Raw genomic sequence first — 19,061 nt, forward strand, 5'->3', positions numbered from 1 at the left:
AGCAGCGAAAAGCTGAGGGATCCGTGATTTACTTCTCTTTTGAGCCCCCGGGGTCTGGGTCGTCTTGGCGCGACACCTGGGACAAGGCGTGCAAGGTCAGCCCGGCAGCCATCAGCGAGATCGACCTTTGCTACAAGTACTTCGGGGTGCACGTAGAGCTAGTGGTCGATGGAGTTGAGGTCATATCTGGGCAGGGTTACCTGACCCTTGTGGACTTGGCCTTGTCTCTTCGTCATGCGTTGAATCGCCTTTCTTCGGGAGAAGATTCAGCGATCGGCTTCACAGAGAACGATGAAGTCATTCGACTTCGGCGTGAGGAGAATCGCGTCGTGATTACGTCATCGAAGCATGACTGGCGAGTCTCTGCCGATCACGAAGAGCTCGTAGGTGTATTCGCTGAATTTCTGCGAGAGGCGCACTCGTGTCTGATCGAGTTCATTCCTGGGCTGGCGGTTAATCCAGTGATTCGGGGATTCTCTCCGGAATAATAGATCTCACCCCCTGGAGAATTGGGGGGGGAAGTACGAAGACCCCGCCGGAGATCTCCGACGGCGTCTTCGCGCTGCTTGACGGCAACGTCAGCGGACGACGGCTGCAACAGGTGGGGCGTCAGGGTTTCCGTCCTGGCCGCCGAGAGCATGGCCCAGGGCGTCGATAGCGTGACGCTAGAGTCGGTGTTGTACGTGAGCGTAGCCGCTGGCGGTGATGCCGATGTGGGCGTGACCCAGCAGCTCCTTGATCACGACGAGATCGCCACCCTGTTCCAGGAGCAGGGCGGCGGTCAAATATCGGAGGTCGTGGAAGCGAATGCGGCAGAGCCCGGCTTGGTCGAGGAGGCTGCGGAAGCGGCGTGTGAGGTTGGCCGGGTCGAGAGGCTGTCCGGTCGGCGTGGCGAAGACGAGCCGCTGTCGCTCCAGGCCGATCCGGCCTGTTCTCGCCCCCTGTCCTGCCGCTCCTTGTGCTCCTTCGCTCGCGTTGCTGCTGCTCGTGGTGGAGCTTCGGCGACTGGACGCAGCGGGTGGGGAGGGCGATGCGGCGTTCGGAGGCCCCGGTCTTGGTGGGCAGTGTGGTGAGCCCGCCTTGCCTGGTGCGCCCATTCGCGCTCAGCAGCGGCACTCCGCGTGTCGTCCCTGCCGTTGCGACAGGAATACTGCCGGCACCCCCCACTTCGCGCGTCGCAGCACTCTTCCTGGAGGGATTCGCCCAACCATGACACTCCTTGTCCTTCCCTGTCTGCTGTTGCTCTGGTGCTGGCTCAAGTACGGCCTGCTGCCGCTGCGGTGGCAGAACTCCTACCTCGCTGGCCCCGATGCCCGTTGCAACGCGCGTGCAGGGCTGCCGCCCGGGGCCGCTGGGAGCCCGCGGCCCAGCTCTTCGAGGACGCCGGCCAGGACTGGGAGCGCCGCTCCCTGTACGCACAGCGGTTGGGGGACGTCGCTGCCAGAGGGAGCGACCGTTGGCTGAAGGCATGGGAGGAGGCCCGGCCCGAAGACCCGGACGCCGCGCTCGTGGTGGCTCGCGCCAGAATCTCGTATGCGTGGGAGCTGCGAGGCGGTGCGTACACGGACAGGACGTCGCAAAGCCAGTTCGAGTCATTCCACCGGGAGTTGCTTGCCTCGCAGACGACATCGGGCGGGTTGTGGCCCTATGCCCCGGCGACCCCACACCGCTCGTCGCTGAGCTCTGGAGGGCGCGCGGACTGGGCTACTCCCACGCGGAGACGGACGCGCTGTGGTCGCAGATCACGGGCCTGGCGCCGCATCACTTCGAAGCGCACACCAGTGCCCTCCAGTACTGGACCGCGAAATGGTGAGGCTCGCATCAGCTCGCGCGGGAGTTCGCCGAGAAGTCGGCCGCCGGTGCGCCGCCGGGGAGTCTGCTGGCAGTGCTGCCGGTGATCGCCTGGTATGAGAGCCACGTGGACGAGCTGGGTCGTGTCGGATCTTTCACCCTGATGTACGTGTACTGGTCGACGCAGCGCTCGCCGACGCAGCACTCGCTGAGCCAGATCACCCGAGGCTTGCGGAAGTACGACACCTGTTGGGGTACTTCCTGTACCTGCAGGGCCGGTACAGAGCAGCCAGGGAACAGTTCCGCCATGTCGACGGCTTCACGGAGGCACTCCCGTGGCGGTACTCACGCCTGACGCCGCTGCACTACCGCGCAGTCCGTACGAAGACGGGCCGCATGGCACTCACAGAACGCCGGCGGCGCTGACCGCCAAGCCGCACTGGACGCAGCGTGGCCCGCCCGACCGGGACGTATCGGTCGACTGAAGCCCCGTGCAGGCACACACCAGCACGTCGACGGTCCACCCCTGTGGTGATGCTGGACCGCTGGTGGGTCGAACGGGCCGTTCCCAGCGTTGTGTTCATGATGGATGACACGAGCGAAGGCAGGTCCACGACCTGCTACGCGACAGGACCCGCCGGTTCCATGGCCGCCGAGCGGAGCCAACCGCGGCCGTGGTCGACGCGCAGAGCGTCAAGACCTCGGCAAACGTCGCCGAGACCAGCCAGGGCATCGACGCCGGCAAGAAGATCAAAGGACGCAAGCGACACGTGATCACCGACACGCTCGGTCTCGTCCTGGCCGTCCTGGTCACCGCCGCGAATGTGCACGACACCACCGGCGGCAAGCTCCTGCTCGACGACCTGGCCGCGGCACATCCCAGCGTGACCAAGGTCTGGGCCGACGGCGGTACCAGAACAGCATCTTCAACCACGGAGCCCGGCTGGGCATCGATGTCGAGGTGGTACAGCGGCCACGGGCGAAGAGGTTCGAACCGTTGTCGAAACGGTGGGTGATTGAGCGGACCTTCGGCTGGCTGATGCAGCACCGCCGTCTCGCGCGGGACTACGAAGCCCTCCCCGAAAGAGCGAGGGCGATGATCCACTGGGCGATGGCTAAGGGCTGTCCCGTAAGTGATCTTGCTCTGTGATGATCTTGACTGTGTCAGGTGCGATCACGGCGTCCGAGCCGTCCCTGATAGCCCCGCTTACCGGGCTGAGCCCGCGCGCCTTCGGCAAGTTGGTGACCGCGCTGCGCCGTGAGGGCGCTGGCTCCCCGGTCCAGGGCCGGCCATGGGGACTGCCGCTGGGGGACCGGGTGCTGTTGGTCGTCGCTTACTGGCGCACGAACCTGACGATGCGCCAACTCGCCCCGTTATTTGGCATCTCGAAGTCGGCGGCCGACCGCATCATCGACCAGCTCGGCCCGCTCATCGCATTTCAGTCGCGGCGCCGGTTCGCCAAGGACGCCGTGCTGATCGTCGACGGCACCCTGGTGCCCACCCGGGACCACAGCATCGCTGAACAGTCGAAGAACTATCGCTACTCCACCAACCACCAGGTCGTCATTGACGCGGATACCCGCCTGGTCGTTGTGGTCGGTGAGCCTTTGCCAGGCAATCGCAACGACTGCAGGGCATGGGAGGAATCTGGCGCGAAGGCCGCCGTGGGCAAGACCCTCACGATGGCCGACGGCGGCTATCCGGGCACCGGTCTCCTGATGCCCCACCGCCGCACCCCGGGCGAGGCGTTGCCAGGCTGGAAGCAGGAGCACAATCGCTCGCACAAACAGGTCCGCGCCCGCGTCGAGCACGTCTTCGCCCGCATGAAGACCTGGAAGTTCCTCCGCGACTGCCGCCTCAAGGGCGACGGCGTCCACCACGCCATGCTCGGCATCGCCCGGCTGCACAACCTCGCTCTCACGGGATAACTCCCGCCGCATACGAGACCAGCGAGGTCCAAGAGAGACGGCTCCCTACCTCGCCTGCTCGGAGGTCCTCAGTCGAGACAGAATTCACATGCAGGCCGTGGGAACGGCCAGCCGCTGCGCGCCGTCGGCCGACACCAGCGCGGTCATCATGCGCGCTGCCGCCAAGGCCCGTGGTGGCTCGGTCACTTGCGGGAGCCGTCGGGAGGGAGGCGTGTTCTGCCCGGCCCGGTGCAGCAGGACGCCCTCGTCGCCGCTCACCGCAAGCTTCCGGAGCGAGCACCAGCCACTTCTGCTGCGCCCGGGTAGAGCCCTGCGGCGAGCCGGGGCGGTGATCACCGGACAGGCCCGGCGCCCTGGGGCGGAGGTGCCCTGCGTGTCCACCTGGGCAGAACATGATCAGGTTTGATCTGCTCAGGATTCGCACCAGCGTGGACTCGTCGATCGCATCGCTTCCAGTCCTGCCGTACTCGCCTTTCCCTCCCGCCCGGATCACTCGTTCAGCTCAACGAGAAGACTGGCGAGGGGAAAGGAGGGTCGAACCGTCGCTCAGCGCCGCGTCACCTGGTTGTCGGTGCAGACCGAGCGCAGGGAACGGGCCAGAGCCTTGGTGTGCAGGCCGTCCAGGTGACTGTCGTAGTGGACCTGGGTGGCGGCGAGAGCGAGTTCCGGGCGGCAGAAGAACCCGGCGCGGTCAGAGGCGGTGTCGGCCAGGGCCTGCACGAGCTCCTTGTTGATTCGGTTGATCTCTTGCCGGACGACGCCCAGGTCCGGCCGGGTGGTTGGCGCCTGGTCCGGGTGGGCAGTCCAGCGCTGGTACAGGCCGCGCTGGACGATCTTGTTGGCCTCAATCTGGTCTCGGAAGACTTGACGGACCTCGTCTGGGTCGGCGCCCAGTTGCTGGGCCTGGGCGGCCACGGCGTCGAGGACTTGTTGTTCGCGGGTGGGGTCGTCGATGGGGCTGCCGGTGCCCCACTTGGCGGCCGCGACAAGGTCGGCGGTGGTTATGCGCTCGGCGGACAGAGCGGCGATCGAGTGGAGGGGGAGAGTCGTCTGCTCGGTGGCGGTGGAGGCGGGCGCGCCATCGGCAGCCGAGGAAGGTGGGGCGGCGAACACGACGGCCGCGGTCGCGGCGGCAACGGCGAAGGTGTGCCGCAGGGGGGTGGTGATGCGCATGGTGTACATGAAAGCGCATTCTGGTAAAGGAGCGGTATGAGCGCCCCCAGGCCTGCGGCGACACGAACGGGGGTCTCTACTGCCAGAGTTGGGGGGCGTCACACGGATGTTTCATGACGCAGATCTCGAAGAAGATGGTCTAGCTGTGCTTCTTCGTGGACGGCGAGACCGCGTTGAGCCATCGTGGCCTTGAGTGACGGATCCCAGGGGGTAGGCGCGGGGGCCCCTGCCAGTGGGATAAGGCGGTCGGCGGGCAGCTCTGCAAGCGCGTTGAGGTAGTCGGTGGCATGCATGCGCCAGGGATGAGCTCCCAGCCGGATTACCCGTGCGGCGATGGCGACGCCGGGCCAATCGAAGTCGCCGTGGTAGATGACGTCTGCTCCATCGGCGATGAGTCGTCGCAGTAGTTCCCATCCTGCTGCGGACGGGTTGCCGCTGCCGCACACCAGGATGCCAGGCAGGCCGTAGCGTGCGGCGGCCTGAAGTATCTGAGGGTTCTCGCAGAAGTGCACCGTCGTCCCGGGCACCGTCAGGGCTGCATCCGGGACGGTGCGCAGTTCTTGCAGGGTCAGATGGGTTACCAGCGCAAGGTCACGTCGGGTGCGCATCATCTGGGCCCAGGGGTGCGGTCCGGGCGGGGCGAGCCGCCAGACCATGATGGTGCCCGACAGGGAGTCTGTGCTGACGCCGACCCGTTCCCACAGCAGCCGGCGGCTTGCGGCCGAGTCGGGTGACGGCAGTGAGCAGGCTGCGGCAATGGCCTTGAGGACCAGAATGCCCGTGAGACGGCCCTCGTCGAGTCCGTGGGCGTCGCCGGTCGTGTGCGCGGCGAGCTCGCTCAGCTCCCACTGCTTCACGGCCTCCGCTCCGGTGCCGACCGGGGCGTGAAGAGGGGTGTTTGTGAGGGTGGCGATGGTGCGTACGGCGCCGCTGAGGGCGGTAGAGGCCGCTTCGATGCCGGCGCGGGTGAGGATGCCGGTGCTTCTCAACTCCCCGAGCCAGTCGGCGATCCAGCCCGCCTGGGCCAGGCCTGCACCGGTGAGGTCGCCGTCCAATTGCTGCCAGAGCGCTGTCCACGCTGTCTGCTGTGCCTCTTTGGCCGACGTCCGGTCCTGCAGGGGCCGGCCGGTCAGCTCCGCGACGACGCTGACGAGGCCGCATTGAGCGGCCGATGCCCTCAAGGCCGCGTCCAGTGCTCCCAGTTGGATGCGGCGCAGGCCGGGCTCGAGCCGGGTGCCGAGCAGTCCTCCGAGCCGCTTGACGCCTTCGGCGTCGAGCTGGGCCTGCACAGTGCCGGTGGGGGACAGACGGTTGCGCTCCAGCCGTTTGCGGGCCTCCGCCCACAGCGCGGTGAGGCTGGGGTCGTTGAGGTAGCTGCGGACGGGGGCGGGCAGCTGGGGGAGGGAATGGGTGGTCATGATGCGGCGCGCAGGTGGCGGGTGCGGCCGTCCCAATGGACGTGGGTGGTCACGGCCGCGGTGCCTTCGGCGCGGCGCACTTCGTAGGTGTCCAGAGCGGGAACCTCGGGGAAGAATCCCCACAGGGCGTGGCCGGTCATGACGAAGTCGAGGTCCAGGCGGACCAGAAGCGCCATCAGTTCTCCGATGGTGCGGTGGTCGACTTTGGCGAAGGCGTCGTCCAGGAGGATCAGCCGCAGGGCCCGGCCGGTGTCGGGCAGGCTGCTGAGGTAGGCGTCGGCGGCGGCGAACAGGGTCACGTAGGACACGAAGCGGGTCTCGCCCTGCGAGAGCTTGGCCCGACGGCTGATCTTGCGTTCCTGGCCCGGCTGGGGACCGGTGATGAAGGCGTCCACGACATGCCAGGCCCGGTAGTCGAGAGCCGTGTGCAGGTGGGTGGCGTATCCGGCCTGGGGGTCAGCGCTGTAGGCGGTGTCCACGAGTGCCTTGAGCCGACTGATGAGTTCTTCGGATTCCGCTTCCCGCAGGACATGCACGTCGCGTTTCATCAGTTCCTTGATCCGCGTGATGTGTTCATTGGCCGAATCGGCCAGGCGCCAGCGGATCTTGACGCCGATGCCGTGGCTGGTGGTGATGGGCTGAAGCGAGGTGTTCATCGCCTTGATCAGATCCTCGGCCTCGAGGATGCGGTTGCGGAGTTCTTCGGCCATCCCGCCCAGCACGAAGTTGTGAAAGGCCGTGCGCTCACGCTGGGTCAGCGCGCTGCGTCCGCGGTCGCGTCGATCACGCAATTCGGCTGCGGCATCGGCGATGTGGCGCCGCCCGCCGGCATCCGTCAGTTCCACGACATGGAGTTCGTCCTCGATCGTGACGGTCACGTCGTAGGCGCCCGCGGTGTTGCGTTCCAGTACCGACTGGGCGCGTACCAGCGCTGTGGCATCGGCGGTGCTGTCCGGCCGCTGCACCGCTGCCCGGACCTCGCGCACCGCCGTCAGGACATCGTCCGCACTGACGCTCGCCGACAGCAGCACCGCAGGAGCAACCGTGCCCGGCACCAGGGCCACGGCCAGAGCCGGATGGCTCAGGCGCCGGTGCAACGCCTGGGCTTGCCGGACGAGAGCCGCCCGGGCCTCGTGTGCCTTCTCCCGGGCGCCCTGCGCTTTCTCCTTGGCCGCGGCCACCTGGCCGGTCAGGTCGAGTACCTGGCTATTGGTGCGCTGCAGGACCTCCTTGGTCTGCTTCAGCTCCCGCTCGGCTGCGTCGAGACGGTCGTGCACCTCCTGAGGACTGGATCCGAGGCTCTCCCGCAACGCGGCCAGCGCGGAGGCCTCCCGCGACCAGTCCAGGGCGGCCGACTCGGCGTGCCCCTCTGCCTCACTGCGCCGGTCGCGGACGGTGCGCAGGCGTGCCAGCAGAAGCTGTCGGCGGGCGAGATGCTTCTTGACCGCTTCGCCGGCGCGATCCACATCCCGGCACATGGTCTGCGACTGCTCCGCACAGGCCTGCATGGCCCGCAGACCGTCTACGTCGTCGGGCATTCCCAGGGCCGCACAGACCTCGCGGTGGCTGCGCTGGCGGGCCGTCCAGGCCCGCTGCATCCGCTCTGCCTCCTCCGCGAGCGCTCCTGCCTGCCTGCGTCCGGCGACGGCGTCTGCGCGGGCTGAGGTGGCCTGCAGGCGCAGCGTCGCGAGCTGCACGGAACGTGGAGCCTCCACCAGATGGGCCTCCAGGTCCCGCAGCCTGGTCTCCAGGGCTTCTTGCTGCTCACTGCGTGCCTGGGCCGCCTGCTGCAACTGTTTGAGTAGGACATCGATCTCGGCGAGACGGGCCGCGCGGGCGGCCGCCCGCGCCGTGGCGCCGATGTAGCGGGCGGTTGCGGGCCGGTGACATCCGGTCAGAGGACCGTTGCCCCACGAGCCGCCGGACGACACCCAGGTGGGGTGCCCCGGGCTCAGGGCGATCTGATCCAGGACGGCGTTGACGCGCGCCACTTCTTTGCTGTCGCTCCCGGCCGGGACCAGCAGTGTGCGCAGTGAGCGCAGTGCCGGGGGACCGCCGGTCCCCAGCAGTAGCTGGCCGCTTTCGGCGACCACGTCGCCGTCCTGCGTGAGTACGCCGTACAGCAGCCCCGAGGCCAGCAGAGCGCCCTCCACGCCGGCCCGTACGGGTGCGTCGACCTCGGGACGGAACTCCAGCAGCTGCCACAGTGCCGGTGCACCGGCAGGCGGGCTGTCCAGCCAGTCGGGCACCGCCGGCGGTACATCCCGCTCCCGGCGCAGTTCCCCGGCTTCGGCCAGCAGATGCTCGCGTTGGGCCTGTTCCTGCTGCGCCTGTGCGGCCAGGGCGGCCGTCTGCTGTGCGTGCAGGGCCCGGGCAGGCGCGGCCACCTGGTGGGCGAGGGCGTCCAGGCGGGCCAGTTCACGGTCGGCTTCCGGGCCTGCTGGCACGTCACCGGCCAGGGCTTCGACGTCGTCCAGGAGGGCGGCGACGGCCGTGCTGTGCCAGTCGACGTCGCCCAGCAGGCGCTGCGAGCGCGAGGATGCGGTCCAGGCCCGCCAGTCCACGGCCAGCTTCGCTGCCGCTTCATCGCGGCTGGTTTCCGCCTGCTCGGCTTTGTCTTCGGCCGCGGTGGCGTCTTCGGCGGCGTCTTCGGCCCGGTCCTGTGCGCGCCGTACTTTCTCGAGGGAGGACGCCAGCTCATTGGCCTCACCGGCGCGCGCGGCTGCCTGCTGGGCCCGGGTGGCCGCAGCTGAGCGCAGGGCTGGGATCGCCGCGAGCAGTTCGTCGACACTCGCGGTGATGCGGTCCGGGGCGGGGACGAGGTGCAGTGCCGCCGGGCGGCTGACGGGCTCCGGGTCGGCATCCGCTGTGGTGCGCACCGGTTCCACCACGGGATCCGGCGGCCGCACCTCGATGCCTGCAGCAGCGGGCAGCGGGGTATTGAGGCCTGCGCGGACCAGCAGTTCACCGGCCTGCTGGGCGATCTCGGCCGCCTCGTCCGCCGCGCTCTTGGTGTCCTGGGCCGCTTCGTTGCACGCGTCGACGCCGCGCTGCTCTTCTTCGCGGGCCCCTTCGGCGGTGGCCATGGCGTTGCGGGCGGCCGCTTCCAGAGCCTGCAGGGTGCTGAGGCGTTCGCTGAGCTCCCGGGCAGCCTTGTAGGCGCTCGACTGCCGGATTCCGTCAACGGTTGCTTCCAACTCCTCTCGGTAGCCGTCCAGTTCTCTGCTTTCGGCTACCGCGTCGGCATGGTCGCGGACGAGCTGAACATGTGTCTTCTCCCGTCCGCTGGCCGTCGCGTCGGTGTCCCGGGCGAGAACGGCCGCGGCTTGGGCGCGGTCACTGGCGGCGATACAGACGCCCGTGGCGTAGCGGGTGTAGACCCTGAGGAAGTCGGCGACGTGTCCGTAGGCGGTTTCGAGCCGGGCCAGCGCGGCCCGGGTCTCTTCCAGCCCGTCGAGTTCCTCACCCGCTGTAGCGATGGCCTTGTCGGACAGCGGGGGCAGGGCGTCGGAAAGGATCTGGGGCAGGCGGCCTTCGTCGATGCGATTGCCCACGTCGGGCGAGCGCAGCGTGTGCAGCAGTTGCAGCAGTCCCGTATACCGCTCGCGTCCCTGGTCGCCGTGGAGCCCGAAGACGGCCGTGCGTACCCGGTCCCGGTGGACGTCGGGAGATGAGGTCAGACGGTCCGCTCCGATGACGGCGGCCAGACCTTCCTTCGACAGAGGGACCCGGCTGGTGTCGAGAAGGACCAGGTCCTCATCGACCCGCAGGGGGGTGAGGAAGTACCAGGCCTTTGCTTCCGCGGTGCTGTGTGAGAAGCGGATCAGGGCTCCTGTGGTCACAAACTCTGTGCGCTGTTCACCGTCGGCGTCCTCCACGTCACGCGTGAGCTCCAGCCACACATATCCGAGCCGGTTGGCCTGGCCGTCGCCGCCCGCCCGCATCAGGTCCTCCAGCCGGACCTTGCCGGACCCGGTGGCATCCATGCGACGCCGGTCGGCGTCCAGCACGAACGGCAACAGCATCTCCAGGGCCCTCGACTTGCCCGACCCGTTCGATCCCCGCAGCACCAGGCGGCCGCCGGAGAGATCGAAGCGCTGGTCGAAGTAGAACCAGACGTTGACGATTCCCGCCCGGTTCAGCCGCCACCGGTACGGATGGGCCGTACTGGTGTGCGCTCGGCCGCCCGCGGGGCTGTCGGGTTTGCGCGGGCCGGGAAAGGCGAGGGCACTCACAATGCCTCCCTGAGGAAGGACTCGGTGAACAGCGCGTCGGAAGGCGGGGCGCCGGCGCTGTCGGGCGGTGTATCGGCCAGCCGTCGTGCGGCACGCGTCGGCTGGGCGTGCGGTTCGGGCCGGTAGCGGGACGCTGCCGGGTGCAGCACCAGACCTTCGGGCAGACTGCGGGCCAGCGACATGGATTCCAGCAGGGCCACAACCTCCTTCTGCAGACGCGCCGGATCGGCGATGTACGCACCGGCCCAGGCCCTGGCGTAGCGCGAAGCCAGGCCGTCCAGTTCGCTGCGGACCGTGTCCCACGGCGTCAGGAGGCCTGGGACATCTGCTGCCGCCCCGGGGACGTGGTGACCCGCCGTCGGCCGGGCCAGATCGGTCAGTGCATCGGTCAGCAGCAGCGCTGCCTGGCGCACGGTGCCCGGACCCGGATAGGCCACATCACTGAGGGCCCCTTCGGTGTCGTAGGCCAAAGCTCCCTCCGCCCTGACCTCCAGCGTCAGCCCGAAGTGCTCCTCCAGAAGGCGTGTCAGCTCCGACCGTTCCCGGGAGAGGACATCACGCTCGTCCTCCGGGAGCTCTTCCCGCTTCACCAGCGGGTTCTCCACCAGCCGGCGCCGCAGACTGCGCCGGGGCTCGGACGCCCCGCTCGGCAGCTGAGCCGCCAGGTCGGCCAGGGAGACCACATTGCGCAACGGGCGGGGCAGCACATGCGGCAACAGGGGACGGTGGATCTGCAGCACACCCTCCTCGCGCCGTTCACTCCACGCGGACAGCGATCCGTCGGTCTCGGTCAGCACCCCCCAGTCGATGAGAAGTCCGACGGCCTGGACCAGGCGGCGGTTTTCCGAGGGAGTGTCGCGCAGTTCGACACCGGCCGAGGCGGCATCGGCCCGTACCTGTTCGACCAGCGAGGAGATCAGCAGCCACTCCCCGGTACCGGGCGTGAGCAACGCGGCACAGGCAAGCGAGAACAGCGCATAGGTCTGCGGGGTGAAGGGCGGGCTGTCTCCCCGCTGGACGGGCCGCATTGGACTGTCCGGGCTCGGGGGCGTCTTCACCAGCCGGGCAAAGGAGGTCTCCACGATGAGGTGATAGCTCAGAAGCTTGGCGAAGGTGGACCGCAGCGCGGCGGAATGCCTGCGAACCAAGGCCAGCTGGTCCGGCTGCTGGTGCGACGTCAGCACAGGGCAGGCCAGCAGGGTACGGGCTGCCAGGCGCCGCTCCGCCGCCTCGTGCTGCGCGGTGGAGCCGGGGGGCCTGTTGTCCACGCTCACTGGACGCCTCCTGCGGCCGAGGGCGGCTGCTGGTCCTCTCCCGCGTCGGCAGCGTCGTCTGCCATGCTCTCACCCGCGTCGGCAGCGATTTCGTCCGGCGTGCTCTCGCCCCCTGCATCACCGGGGCTGGCCTCGTCGGCGGCCGAGGCTTTGAGAGCCAGACACACGAAGGTCGTGCCTCCGTCGTCCGATCTGATCACGGTGTCGGTGTCCGACTCCGCGACGTCCACGGCGACGTTGAGATCCACGTCGTCCACGCGCACCGCTTCTGACAGGCTGAGTTCCTTGGCCAGAGCCATGGACACCAGCTCCAGCAGCAGGTCACGGGCCGCAGGAGTGAGATGCGCTCCGTCCAGCACACCGGCAGCGGCGAGTTCGGCTCCGGCTGTCCGCCGGGCCGCGAGTTCCTGGGAGGCCTCTTCCTGCAGACGGGTGATGTCCATGCCCGGGTCGGGCACCCGCGCGGTGCGTCCGCGCGCAGTGCGGTCGCCGCGCTCCCGCAAGGAGACCGGGACATCCACCGGGCCCGCGTCCCACCACGAGGTCGAAGCGGTGTCGCGGGGGTCGGCCTCCTCGGGCCCGAAACTCACATGACGCGCCGGGTAGGCACCGAAGGCGGCCGAGAAGCCGCGGTGCGCCTCTTCGACACTGGCCTGCGCGAACAGGCCGGCCAGGTGCATCAAGTCGCTGCGCCTGGCTCCTCCGGTGCCGCCGGGGGTGAGCATGCGCCGCGCGTTGGTGAGCAGCTGTCCCAGAGCGGACTCGGCCGCGGCCCGCAGCTGCGCCGGGCCCGACAAGCCTCCCTCGCCGCCGCTGTACCAGGCCTGCAGCTCCGCCCAGTCGTTGTACTGCCGTCCGGGCAGACGCTCGACGGGGGCGCCGTCCGCGGAGGCAAGGCCCGGCAGACTGTCGAGGGCGCTGAGAACATGGTCCAGGACCGGCTGGAGGTCTTCCAGGCATTTCAGGACCGCGGGTGAGTGCCGGGAGACGTCAGTGTCGATGAGGTGGACGTATTCCAGCAACAGGCCCTTGAACGACGCGTACTCCTCACCGGCCAGGTCGTAGCGGACCAGCACGGACGACAGATAGGCGTAGAAGTCGCGGATGCTGTCAGCGAAGTACGCCTGGTTGGTGAAGACGGTGGTGACATCGGCCGCCAGGGCCTCGGCGTCGATAGTGCGGGGATGGTGTGCCTGGCGGAGGATCTTCGACAGTAACGCGGCCATGCTGCCGAGCAGTTCGCGGGCCACCTCCCGCGCGCCGTCGCGCATCTGCAGAACCTTGGTGACTTGCCGGTGGACCGTGCCGCCGAGCCGGGTGACTTGGAAACGGGCCCGGGTATAGCGCAGCGCGGCAACCGTGGGGACACGGGGGTCGCGCGCGGACGGCATGAGGTTCTTCCAGCGGACCAGGCTGGCGCAGCGGGCCTCCGCATCCTCCGGGGACAGCGTGATGCCGCGTTTCGCCAGGGCCTCGCTGACCTCCGCGGCGGACAGGTCGGTCAGCAGTGTCTGCGTGAACTGGTCCATGATGGCGAGGTATTCGGCCGCATTATCGACATTGTCGACCGTCACATACCTGAAGAGATCGCGCCGCTCGTCTGACTCGTCTTCGGGGCTGTCTTCGCCCCCGAAGTAGCCTTCCTCCACTCCCGTCCCCTCAGGCTGTTTCTGGGCCGCAGGGGGCCAGGAAGGTACCGATAGTCAGATTAGGGCGGGAAGCCCCTGCTTCCCGGCGATCGATCGACAAAGACCGAAAATGATCGAATTTTGACAGGGGGTCAGTCGGGATGCGGACTAGCGGAGCAAGCTGGAGGGACCGTCCGGTACGGAGAGGCACCGGCCCGCATCCCGCATCTGCCTCAGGAGCTTGTAGGCATCGGTGTGAGTGATGTCGCCCGCGCTGCACCCATGGGCCATCACGTCCTGCGTCTCCAGCGTCGTGATGCCCTGACGCCGGGCGTGATCGCACGCTGCGCGGTCGTCGCTGAGCCAGAAGGAGCTCCTGAAGTTCGGCCAGCGCTGGATGATGTGCAGTGTCTGGGCCTCTCCCAGATGCTGCAAGGGTGCACTGGCGGAGCCGCCGAACGCGGCCCGGCGCACGCGTTCGACCAGGTCGGCCTCGGAATCCTGGATTTCCAGAGGATCCCCGAGCCATCCCGCCGCAGCCACATCGGCGAGCCGGGCGTAGGCGCTCTGGGCCGACCTGCTTGCTTCGTAGGCGACAGCTTCAGTCCACCGTCCGCGCCCGTTGAGGATGCTCTCGAGCAGTCCGAGGGCGTCGGCGGAAGCGAAGTTGCACAGTACGGTGTTGTCGGGAAACCACCATGAGGTCACGGGAAGAAGGCCAGTTCTGCAGGGCTGGCCGCCGGGGCGTCGGGCGGCGGGGGCCCTTCCTGCGCACCGGGGCCCGGATGGAAGAGATCCAGCAGCCGGTCGGAGTCCAGTCCGGTCACGGTGGCGACGAGCCGGATGCTGATGTCACCTTTCACGTAGGCGGAGATGGCCAGTTTGGCCAGGCTGGCGGAGTACCAGCCGTCACCGGCCTGCTGGGCGTACCGCAGGTGCCGGCCGGGGTCTCCCGCGTGCAGTGCCGCCATCCGGGTGGTGGCAGCCGACCACGCGCGGCGCTGTTCGTCGGTGATGATGCCGAGCGCGCGCAGTCGTGTTGCCATCGCGCTCGGGGAGACCTGGTACTCCCAGGACAGGGAGAGCAGTCCCTCTTTGTCCAGGCTCCCTGTGTCGGCGGCGCTCTGCACCAGTTCCTTGTGCGGCATGAGCAGTTCGGCGGCGAACGCGTTGGCCCTGATTTCGGCCTGGCCCTGGTCGATGCTGGGGGCGATGTGTTCGGTCAGGGGGCGGTCGGTGGCGTCGCCGGCCAGGATGTGGCCCAACTCGTGGGCGAGGGTGAAGCGCTGGCGGGTCCACACATCCGTGCGGCCGACCAGCACGAGACGGAAGTCGCCGGTGTCCCACGACAGCCCGTCCAGGCCGTCGGGAAGGTCGGTGGCCGCAGCGATGAGGCCGAAGGCCTTCTCCCACTGTTCGGCGAGCCCTCGCACGGTGACGCCACGCGGGCTGAGGCCGATCACGGCGGAGGCGTCTTCAGCCAGCCGGGACCCCTGCGCGAGCAGATCGGGCTCACTGCGCACCGCGGGGAGCTCCGGCAGAGCCAGGTGGTGTCCCACGCCGGCCAGGGCATCGATGATCTCGGCATGGCGGAGCACCGCCGCCTTGCTGTCGTCCGGCGCTGCCCCGCCGCCCGCGCGGGTGCGGGCGGCCAGCGCGGTGGCCCTGCGCGGTTCGGTGCCGTGCAGCAGCCAGTCGACCGTGGTGTGTCCCTCTTCGGCGATGAGCGCCAGTTCCAGGGAGGTGAAACGGCGTGTGCCGTGGAGGGATTTGTTGAGTTTGTCGGCGGACATTCCTATGCGCCGGGCGAACTCCGCCTGGTGGTCGCCGACGCCGTCGAGTACCTGGCGCACTCGCGCGTTCAACGATTCCGTCATTACTCCACCGTAAGCAGGGGTTGCGAAAATCGCAATGATTTGATCATGGCCTGTCCGGCGGGGGGAGTGCGGTCACGGCGGTGCTCCAAGGCATCGGATGGCGAAGTGGTCGCGTGGAGAACGATCCGCGCCGGTTCGCGTGGCGTCGCCGTTGGTCCCCTGAAGCGTCTGCGGCAAGACCCGCGCCAGGGAAGCCCTCGGCGAAGTCCCTCCCTGCCTCGTCCGGGTCTCGCGTGCACCGCCGCTACAGGTGGCCTCCGTGATCCTTCCTCTCCGAACGGCGCCCCACCCGCCACCGCGGCACCGTGATCGCCTGGCTCTGGGACCCGGCGCAGTGCCGGACGCGCTGCCGCCAACGGCCAGGGGATCGGACGCTGCCGCGCTCGCGCACTGTCCTCGGCCTGCTCCGATTTCTCTCCGTTATCGACAAAACCTCACGCAGCAGGCATCCCGTTAGTTACGGTCTGTACTTGTTAGATAGCGCCCGATGTTTCGGTGCCCCGACCGGTGTCCACCGCCAGTCGGCAGTGCCCGGCACCGTAAGACCGATCCAGGGAACGGCCGATGACCGACTCCGACTCCGAGCCCCACGGCGCTGACAGCACCGTATTCGGCCGTGTCTCCGCACCCGCGACCAGATGGCAGTCCTCTGCAGGCCTCCTGGCCAGCGACGACGCCGCAGAGGAGGTAGGGAAGGTAGCCGGCACCGAGGACTCCACTCCTTTGAAGTTCCACGTTGCTCTTTCCTCTGACGCCTATCTGCAGCTCGACGACGTGGTCAGCACCCGCCGGGAGATCCCCGGGCGGGGCACGGTTGTCACGTCGGGCGTGGTGACCGAGGTGGTTGCCCGCCACGAGGGTGCCGCGTTCGGCTCGGACGTGTTCCTCATCGCCGATGGAATCCTGCCGGCGAACGTGCAGGAGATCGCCGAGGTCACCACCACTCGCGTCGACCCCGAGTGCTATGTCCCACCCCGTCCCGGCGAGGTCGCCATCCGGGCCGCGGGCGCGGCCCGGGACGCCGCGCTGTATTTCGACCGGATGGACGCGCGTGTTCCCGCCGGCATCGGCCGTGACGGCGAACCGATCTATCTCAACCTTGAGTTCCTTGACGGCACCCGCGGCGCCCACGTGTCGATCTCGGGTATCTCAGGGGTGGCAACCAAGACCAGCTTCGCGCTGTTCTTGATGCATTCGCTGTTCACCTCGGGTGCCCTGGGTGCCCGCGCGGTCAACGCCAAGGCCCTGATCTTCTCGGTCAAGGGCGAGGACCTGCTGTTCATCGACCAGCCCAACACCCGCCTCGACGGCGAGCTGAGCGCCACGTACGCCCAACTCGGCCTGCCCGCCCGCCCTTTTGCCTCGGCCGGCTTCTACGCTCCGCCGCTGCCAGGTGACACCACCGGCCGCCCCCACGTCACCGGCAGGACCAGCGGCGTCACCGCGTTCTGGTGGACCCTGGCCGAGTTCTGCGAACGCGAACTGCTGCCCTACGTGTTCGCGGACGTCGAGGACGAGAAGAACCAGTACACGGTCGTCGTGCACCAGGTCACCAGCCAGCTGCGCCGCGACGCCCAGCCCGCAGGCAACGACGGCGCGGTCACCATCGAAGGGAACATCCTCCGCACCTGGCCGGACCTGATCGACTTCATCTGCAACAAGGTCACCGACGACGTCACCCGCTCGGACTGGGCGGGCCCGGCCATCGGCCTGGGCACGGTGAACGCGTTCGTGCGGCGTCTGCGGTCGTCCCAGCGGCCGCTCGGGCCCCTGCTGCGCGGCGACCTGAGCACGGTCACCGAACACCCCGTTTCGCACTCCATCGACACCTCGCAGCAGCAGGTCACCGTGGTGGACCTGCACAACCTGCCGGAACGGGCCCAGCGGTTCGTCGTCGGTGTCGTGCTGGCCGCGGAGACCGCCCGCAAGGAGCAAGCCGGCCCGGGCGGGCTGCTGTTCACGATGGTCGACGAACTCAACAAGTACGCCCCTCGCGAGGGATCCTCCCCGATCAAGGACGTACTGCTGGACATCGCCGAACGCGGCCGCTCACTCGGCATCATCCTCATCGGCGCCCAGCAGACTGCCTCCGAGGTGGAACGGCGCATCGTGTCGAACTCCTCGATCAAGATCGTCGGCCGGCTCGACGCTGCCGAGGCCAGCCGCCCCGAGTACGGCTTCCTGCCCACCTCGCAGCGCCAGCGGGCCACGCTCGCCAGGCCCGGCACCATGTTCATCTCCCAACCGGAGATCCCAGTGCCCTTGGCCGTCGAATTTCCCTTCCCCGCCTGGGCCACCCGGCTCTCCGAGGTCGCCGACCCCACCTTCACCACCGGCACCCGCGCAGCCGGCCAGGCCACCGGCAGCGCGACACGACCGAACCCGTTCAGCAGGTTGCCCCAGCCAGAGAGCGATCCGTGGCCCGACGACACCGACGACGGCGCCATCGACGAGCCACCCTACTGACGTCTGCCACCTCCTCGGCGCACCAACGCGCCACGCTGCTCTGCTTCAGCCACCCGAAAAGGACCCCGCCTCGTGAAGTTCCTTCACACCTCCGACTGGCACATCGGCAAAACCCTCAAGGGTCGCAGTCGGCTCGAGGAGCAGTCACGCGTCCTGCGAGAAATCACCAAGATCGCGATCGACAACGACGTCGACGCCGTCCTCATAGCCGGCGACATCTACGAAAACGCCGCACCGACCGCGGACGCCCAGAGGCTGATCGTGTACACCCTGCTGCACCTGGCCAAGCAGGGCATCGAGGTCATCGTCATCGCCGGCAACCACGACCACGGCGCCACCTTCGAGGCCTACAGGCCGCTGATGAACGTCGCCGGCATCCACGTCTACGGACAGGCCAGAGCGGCCTCCAAGGGCGGCGTGCACACCTTCCGCGCCAAGTCCACCAACGAGCCCGTCAATGTCGCCGTCCTGCCGTTCCTCTCCCAGCGCTACGCCGTCCGGGCCGCGGAGATCATCGCCAACACCCCGTCGCAGAACGTCGGCGCCTACGACCAGCTCGTCCGTGACGTCCTGGCCAACCTGACCGGGGCGTTCACCCCGGACGCCGTCAACATCATCATGGCCCACCTGACCTGCACCGGCGGCACCTTCGGCGGGGGCGAGCGATCCGCCCAATCCATCATGGAATACCACGTGCCGGCCGCCATCTTCCCCGTCGACGCCCACTACGTGGCCCTGGGCCACCTGCACCGCCGACAGCAGATCCCCGCAGCCTGCCCGGTGCACTACAGCGGCTCTCCCTACGTCATCGACTTCGGCGAGCAGAACAACACCAACGTCGTCTGCCTCGTCGAGGCCACCCCCGGCACCCCCGCCCAGATCACCGACATCCCCGTCACGGCCGGCCGCGGACTGCGAACCGTCGAGGGAACCGTCGCCCAGCTGACCGCCGATCCCGCCGGCTACGGCGAGGACTACCTGCGGCTCGTGGTCACCCAGCCCGCCTACGCCGGCATGCGGGAGGACCTGTACGAAGCCCTCCCCAACGCCTTGCAGATCCTCATCCACCCCGATCACGCGAGCACCGGCGCCACGGCGGGGATCGGCGTTCACCAGCCGGTCAGGACACCTGCGCAGCTGTTTGCCGACTACTGCCACAGCGTCGGCGTCAGCGACGACCGGGTCACGGATTTGTTCAACCAGCTGCACGATGACCTGACCCGCTCGACCGCCCGTTCCTGACACCACAGGCCTGCCTCCGCCCGCGCAA

General features: G+C 68.4%; 14 protein-coding genes and 1 pseudogene. 5 read left to right on the forward strand and 10 right to left on the reverse strand.

The genetic code is table 11. From position 1 onward, the window contains the following. The first annotated feature begins 23 nt into the window (after positions 1 to 23). On the forward strand, positions 24 to 488 hold the full coding sequence (locus RI578_RS40230; protein WP_310869091.1) for a hypothetical protein: 465 nt from the start codon (positions 24 to 26) through the stop codon (positions 486 to 488). A gap of 177 nt (positions 489 to 665) precedes the next feature. On the opposite strand, the gene RI578_RS40235 is transcribed toward RI578_RS40230, so the two are convergent. Both RI578_RS40235 and RI578_RS40240 read right to left on the reverse strand, forming a co-directional pair. Further along, positions 666 to 1,097, reverse strand: a complete 432-nt coding sequence (locus RI578_RS40235; RefSeq protein ID WP_310869090.1) for a tyrosine-type recombinase/integrase — start codon at positions 1,095 to 1,097, stop codon at positions 666 to 668. Between the two features lie 724 nt (positions 1,098 to 1,821). Then, positions 1,822 to 2,100 carry a hypothetical protein gene (locus RI578_RS40240; protein WP_310869089.1) on the reverse strand — a complete coding sequence of 93 codons (279 nt, stop codon included), beginning with the start codon at positions 2,098 to 2,100 and terminating at the stop codon, positions 1,822 to 1,824. Between the two features lie 296 nt (positions 2,101 to 2,396). Between RI578_RS40240 and RI578_RS40245 the strand changes: the two are divergent. Further along, a pseudogene (locus tag RI578_RS40245) lies at positions 2,397 to 2,941 on the forward strand (transposase); the annotation flags it as partial. Positions 2,942 to 2,952: 11 nt separating this feature from the next. Then, positions 2,953 to 3,720 (forward strand): transposase, encoded by a 768-nt coding sequence (locus RI578_RS40250; protein ID WP_310869088.1) that lies wholly within the window; start codon positions 2,953 to 2,955, stop codon positions 3,718 to 3,720. Positions 3,721 to 3,804: 84 nt separating this feature from the next. On the opposite strand, the gene RI578_RS40255 is transcribed toward RI578_RS40250, so the two are convergent. From RI578_RS40255 to RI578_RS40290, 8 genes are all read right to left on the reverse strand, one after another. Further along, the gene (locus RI578_RS40255; protein WP_310869087.1) at positions 3,805 to 3,978 is read right to left on the reverse strand and encodes a hypothetical protein; all 174 of its coding nucleotides are present in this window, start codon (positions 3,976 to 3,978) and stop codon (positions 3,805 to 3,807) included. 288 nt (positions 3,979 to 4,266) lie between these two features. Continuing rightward, positions 4,267 to 4,893, reverse strand: coding sequence for a chorismate mutase (locus RI578_RS40260; RefSeq protein WP_310869086.1), 627 nt, complete (start codon positions 4,891 to 4,893; stop codon positions 4,267 to 4,269). A gap of 98 nt (positions 4,894 to 4,991) precedes the next feature. After that, complete coding sequence (locus tag RI578_RS40265) at positions 4,992 to 6,311, reverse strand: TIGR02679 family protein (protein WP_310869085.1); 1,320 nt, start codon at positions 6,309 to 6,311, stop codon at positions 4,992 to 4,994. Further along, on the reverse strand, positions 6,308 to 10,546 hold the full coding sequence (locus RI578_RS40270) for a TIGR02680 family protein (RefSeq protein ID WP_310869084.1): 4,239 nt from the start codon (positions 10,544 to 10,546) through the stop codon (positions 6,308 to 6,310). The genes RI578_RS40265 and RI578_RS40270 overlap by 4 nt, the downstream gene beginning before the upstream one ends. After that, on the reverse strand, positions 10,543 to 11,814 hold the full coding sequence (locus tag RI578_RS40275; protein ID WP_310869083.1) for a TIGR02678 family protein: 1,272 nt from the start codon (positions 11,812 to 11,814) through the stop codon (positions 10,543 to 10,545). The genes RI578_RS40270 and RI578_RS40275 overlap by 4 nt, the downstream gene beginning before the upstream one ends. Before the next feature lie 2 nt (positions 11,815 to 11,816). After that, entirely contained in the window at positions 11,817 to 13,394 is a 1,578-nt protein-coding gene (locus tag RI578_RS40280) for a DUF2397 domain-containing protein (protein ID WP_310869082.1), read from the reverse strand. Between the two features lie 222 nt (positions 13,395 to 13,616). Next, positions 13,617 to 14,156, reverse strand: a complete 540-nt coding sequence (locus RI578_RS40285; protein ID WP_310869081.1) for a hypothetical protein — start codon at positions 14,154 to 14,156, stop codon at positions 13,617 to 13,619. Further along, a complete protein-coding gene (locus tag RI578_RS40290; protein WP_310869080.1) occupies positions 14,153 to 15,325 on the reverse strand; it encodes an ImmA/IrrE family metallo-endopeptidase in 1,173 nt (390 codons plus the stop codon). The genes RI578_RS40285 and RI578_RS40290 overlap by 4 nt, the downstream gene beginning before the upstream one ends. 564 nt (positions 15,326 to 15,889) lie before the next feature. Between RI578_RS40290 and RI578_RS40295 the strand changes: the two genes are divergently transcribed. After that, a complete protein-coding gene (locus RI578_RS40295) occupies positions 15,890 to 17,791 on the forward strand; it encodes an ATP-binding protein (protein ID WP_310869079.1) in 1,902 nt (633 codons plus the stop codon). Between the two features lie 72 nt (positions 17,792 to 17,863). Further along, the gene (locus RI578_RS40300) at positions 17,864 to 19,033 is read left to right on the forward strand and encodes an exonuclease SbcCD subunit D (RefSeq protein WP_310869078.1); all 1,170 of its coding nucleotides are present in this window, start codon (positions 17,864 to 17,866) and stop codon (positions 19,031 to 19,033) included. Positions 19,034 to 19,061 lie beyond the last annotated feature (28 nt).

Source organism: Streptomyces sp. BB1-1-1, from assembly GCF_031597775.1.
GTDB classification, from domain to species: domain Bacteria; phylum Actinomycetota; class Actinomycetes; order Streptomycetales; family Streptomycetaceae; genus Streptomyces; species Streptomyces thinghirensis.

Bases quoted from the DNA above. Each gene is read 5' to 3' on its own strand.
- RI578_RS40235 (WP_310869090.1), bottom strand. From the start codon at position 1,097: ATGGGCGCACCAGGCAAGGCGGGCTCACCACACTGCCCACCAAGACCG.
- RI578_RS40260 (WP_310869086.1), bottom strand. From the start codon at position 4,893: ATGCGCATCACCACCCCCCTGCGGCACACCTTCGCCGTTGCCGCCGCG.
- RI578_RS40290 (WP_310869080.1), bottom strand. From the start codon at position 15,325: ATGACGGAATCGTTGAACGCGCGAGTGCGCCAGGTACTCGACGGCGTC.
- RI578_RS40240 (WP_310869089.1), bottom strand. From the start codon at position 2,100: ATGGCGGAACTGTTCCCTGGCTGCTCTGTACCGGCCCTGCAGGTACAG.
- RI578_RS40265 (WP_310869085.1), bottom strand. From the start codon at position 6,311: ATGACCACCCATTCCCTCCCCCAGCTGCCCGCCCCCGTCCGCAGCTAC.
- RI578_RS40295 (WP_310869079.1), top strand. From the start codon at position 15,890: ATGACCGACTCCGACTCCGAGCCCCACGGCGCTGACAGCACCGTATTC.